At 33.8% G+C, this 1,437-nt stretch carries 2 protein-coding genes; both read left to right on the top strand.

The features are described 5' to 3' along the window. The coding region (locus tag FHL05_RS12350; RefSeq protein ID WP_337692576.1) for a helix-turn-helix domain-containing protein at positions 1 to 535 on the top strand (535 nt) is incomplete at its 5' end. Positions 536 to 555: 20 nt separating this feature from the next. Next, complete coding sequence (locus FHL05_RS12345) at positions 556 to 1,407, top strand: IS3 family transposase (RefSeq protein WP_238334050.1); 852 nt, start codon at positions 556 to 558, stop codon at positions 1,405 to 1,407. The last annotated feature ends 30 nt before the right edge of the window (positions 1,408 to 1,437 follow it).

Here is a 1,437-nt window from a genome sequence, read left to right as displayed (position 1 = left end):
TGAAGTGAACCCTCCTAGTTGGAGTAATCCAACGGGAGGGTTTTCTTTGTTTTCAAAAGATATTAAATTGGCTTGTATAACAGATGTTAATAATGGGTTGCCTATTGTACAAGCTATGAAAAAATATGATATTAGAGGAACGGCAACTATTTATCAATGGATGTATGCATATCAACGCTTTGGCGTTGATGGATTAATTCCTTTCAGAAATGGGAGGACAATTCATGACTATTCGTTTAAAATTATGGTAATTACTTGGCGAATAGATAATAGTGAATCTTATCCTTCAACTGCTAAGCACTTTGATATCAAGGCACCAGCAACCATTTGGCAGTGGGAGAAATCATTAATATCTGGACGTCTTAAACCACAAATAGGACGGTTTGATATTATGTCTGAAAATAATAAAGATAGAAAATTAAAAGAATTAGAAGCTGAAAACGAACGATTAAGGGTCAAGGTAGCTTACTTGGAAAAATTAAAAGCCTTAACTCAAAAGAATCCGAAATCACCAACCAACAAAAAGCACAGATAATAAGTGAGTTAAGGCTTGAATTGAAAATAAGACTTTCAATTATTTTGGAAGTAGTTGGAATGTCTAGTAGTAGTTATCATTACTCCCATAATCATATCTATGGTCGTAATAGAAAATCAGAAGAGCTCGTTCAAAAGATAAAAGATATTCGTGAAAAGAATATCGATTACGGATATCGAACTGTTACATCTGCTCTTAGAAATATGGGAATCATTGTAAACCATAAGGCTGTTCTAAGAATCATGAGAAAGAATGATCTACTTTGTCATGCCTATGAACGAAAAACCAGAAAATTGAATACTTATAAAGGTTCAGTTGGCAAAGTGGCTAAAAATATTTTGAACCGTAGATTTAAAACTGACAGACCTTTTCAAAAAATAGTAACAGATGTCACTGAGGTTCGTTGGGGGAATGAAACAAGAGAAGAACGAGCATATTTTACTGCATTTATCGATATATACAGTGGTGAAATCATTACTTGGAATATTGGATTAAAAGCAGATATGAACTTTGTAATGAAGCCTTTAGAAGAATTAATAGCTATGCGGCCACAACTAAACTACAGAATGATGATCCATTCAGATCAAGGATTCCATTACCAAAATAACGTATATGTACAAAGTTTAAAGAAAAACCGCATCATCCAAAGCATGAGTCGCAAAGCGACATGCTTAGATAATGCGGTAGCTGAAAGTGTGTTTCATATTTTAAAGATAGGAACGACACATAATTTTGATTATGAAACATATGAAGATTTAAGAAAAGGCATTGAGGAATATGTATATTACTATAACAACAAAAGGATAAGGACAAAATTGGCCGGAAAGACACCGGTAGAATACCGGAATCTTTCCGACCAACTGATTGCCTAAAATAAACTCCAATTAATGGGGTTCACTTCA

The organism is Companilactobacillus halodurans, assembly GCF_009600995.1.
Classification (GTDB): Bacteria; Bacillota; Bacilli; order Lactobacillales; family Lactobacillaceae; genus Companilactobacillus; species Companilactobacillus halodurans.
The sequence above is the reverse complement of the archived record's forward strand: the minus strand, read 5'-3'. Positions and strand labels throughout refer to the sequence as shown.